This is a genomic window from Mesorhizobium sp. M0019 (genome assembly GCF_040323975.1).
GTDB lineage: Bacteria > Pseudomonadota > Alphaproteobacteria > Rhizobiales > Rhizobiaceae > Mesorhizobium.
The window spans coordinates 1-2,520 of sequence record NZ_JAMYVK010000117.1 but is presented as its reverse complement, the minus strand read 5'-3'; the positions used below and the strand labels follow the sequence as shown (position 1 = coordinate 2,520).

2 protein-coding genes are annotated in these 2,520 nt (G+C 66.5%); both read right to left on the bottom strand.

Translation table 11 applies throughout. The features are described from left to right. Positions 1–301 precede the first annotated feature (301 nt). Positions 302–1,495, bottom strand: a complete 1,194-nt coding sequence (locus tag NKK47_RS34850) for an IS91 family transposase (RefSeq protein ID WP_502897066.1) — start codon at positions 1,493–1,495, stop codon at positions 302–304. A 4-nt stretch (positions 1,496–1,499) separates the two neighbouring features. Continuing rightward, a complete protein-coding gene (locus NKK47_RS34845) occupies positions 1,500–2,405 on the bottom strand; it encodes a tyrosine-type recombinase/integrase (RefSeq protein WP_352579906.1) in 906 nt (301 codons plus the stop codon). Positions 2,406–2,520: the final 115 nt, after the last annotated feature.

The window sequence follows — 2,520 nt, the reverse complement described above, 5'->3', positions numbered from 1 at the left end:
TGCTGAAGGGTTTCGGGTGCCGTCAGGCGTACGAAAGTCTCTGATGCAGGAACCCGCGGGCCGCAGGCGATTGCCTATGGGGATTTGTGCCTCGGGGTGCGCCAGCGGCTGTCGCGAACTTCTGCATAAGATGCGCCGGGCATGTCGTGGAAGCGGCTTCCGGGCCAGGTCGCAGAGGCTGTTGCGTTGATTCCGACGGGATTGGTGTGCGTGACGACCAGCGCCACGGCAACGTGCACATAAGATCCTGTTGACCGGCGCCGGCGTGGCGCGGTCGTACGAGCAACTTGGTCATGCCGGGTCATGGGGCGTTCTCCCGGTTCGGCGCTCTTGAGGCAGGCGGTGCACGAGGCTGGCCCCACCGTTCGAACCTCTCGATGACGACCATGCGTCCGCCGCAGCAAGGGCAAGGCCGGCGGACGTCAGCCGGTTCTTCCGAAGTGTCGTCTTGGGGCGGCAGATCGACGTTCAGCAGTTCGCGCGCGAGTGCGAGGCTGGCCTTGCGGGCGGAGCTGGCGAGCAGCCCATAGTGACGGATGCGGTGGAACCCACGCGGCAGGACATGGAGCAGGAAGCGGCGGATGAACTCGTCGGCGGCAAGCGTCATGGCGCGCTGGCGCTCGACACCATCGCGGCGATAGTCCTTGTAGCGGAAGGTGACTCCAGCCTCGTCGAAGGCGATCAGGCGGCGGTTCGAGATCGCGACCCGGTGCGTGTAGCGCGACAGGTAGGCGAGCACCGCTTCCGGCCCGGCGAAGGGCGCCTTGGCGTAGACCACCCAGCGCTTGTTCCGGACCGGCGACAGGTGCCGCAGGAAGGCCTGCCGCTCGACGAGACGAGCAAGGGTGCCGAAGAAGGCGAGCCGATCGGCGTCGTGCAGCGCGATCAGCCGGGTGAGGAACAGGCGGCGGAACAACTTGCCCAGTACTCTGACCGGGAGCAGGAAGGCCGGGCGCGACGATATCCAGCGGCTCCCGTCCGGCGCGATGCCGCCGCCCGGCACGATCATGTGGACATGCGGATGGTGGGTCATCGCCGATCCCCATGTGTGGAGCACGGCGGTGATGCCGATGCGCGCGCCGAGATGCCTGGGATCGGCCGCGATCGTCAGCATGGTCTCCGATGCCGCCTTGAACAGCAGGTCATAGACCAGCGCCTTGTTGTGGAACGCGATCTCGGCGACCTCGGCCGGCAGCGTGAACACGACGTGGAAGTATCCGACTGGCAGCAGGTCGGCTTCGCGCTCGGCGAGCCATGTACGCGCGGCCGCGCCCTGGCACCTGGGACAGTGCCGGTTGCGGCAGCTGTTATAGGCGATCCGCCATTGGCCGCAGTCCGCACAGGCTTCGACATGACCACCCAATGCAGCGGTGCGACACTGTTCGATCGCCGACATGACCTTGAGCTGCTGCAGGCTCAGATGCCCGGCGTGGGAGACCCGGTATCCGGGGCCGGCAGCACGGAAGATATCGGCGACCTCCAGGTCGGCGCGCACCGGTTCAGCCGGACGGCGTCTTGCCTTCCATCAGCGCCATCAGCCGGTCCAGCGGCCCTGCGACCGCGTGGATCGTGCGGGTCGAGACCTTGGTGTAGAGCGCGGTGGTATCAAGCTTGCTGTGCCCGAGCAGCACCTGGATGACGCGGATGTCGACATCCTGCTCAAGCAGGTGGGTGGCGAAGCTGTGACGCAGCGTGTGCGGGCTGACGCGCTTGCGGATGCCGGCGACTTCGGCTGCTTCCTGGACCGCGCGATGCAGTTGCCGCGATGAGATCGGCGCGATGCAACTGCGCCCCGGGAACAGCCAGCCATGCGGGAGCATCACCCCGCGCCGCTTGCCTTCGCGCCACCACAGTCGCAGCAGTTCCAGCAGTTGCGGCGAGAGCATGGCGTTGCGGTCCCTGCGTCCCTTGCCCTGTTCGACGCGGATCAGCATGCGTGTCGAGTCGATGTCGTCGACCTTGAGATGCGCGACCTCGGACACGCGCAGACCGGCGCCATAGGCGACACCGAGCGCGGCCTTGTACTTGATGCCTGGCGCCGCTTCGAGCAGCCGCGCCGCTTCCTCGACGCTCAGCACCTCGGGCAGCTTGCGCGGATACCGGGTGACCACCAGCGCGCGCGCCAAATCGCGCCGCTTCAGCGTCACGGTGAACAGGAACCGCAGCGCCGAGACCGCGCCGTTAATCGTCGCAGGACCGACGCCGTTCTCATGCTGATACAGCTGGAAGCGCCGGATGTCCTCGGGCGCTGCGGTGTCGGGCGCGCGGCCAAGGAACGCGGCGAAGCGCCGGACATGACGAACGTAATCCTGCTGCGTATGCGGTCCCAGGCCCCGCATCAGCATGTCTTGCTGCATGCGCTGGCGAAGTGGCGTGATCGGAGCGTCGGTCGACAAGGTAGCCATGGCAAGTTCCTTTCGTTGAAGGGAACTCCATGGTCGGATCGCAGGCTTTACCTGCTCAAGGCCTATGAATACGCGTCATCTCAGAACCAGGCGACCCTCCCGCGAAGCGGGTCGT

Coding starts and splice junctions, on each gene's coding strand:
- NKK47_RS34845 (WP_352579906.1), bottom strand. CDS start 2,405: ATGGCTACCTTGTCGACCGACGCTCCGATCACGCCACTTCGCCAGCGC.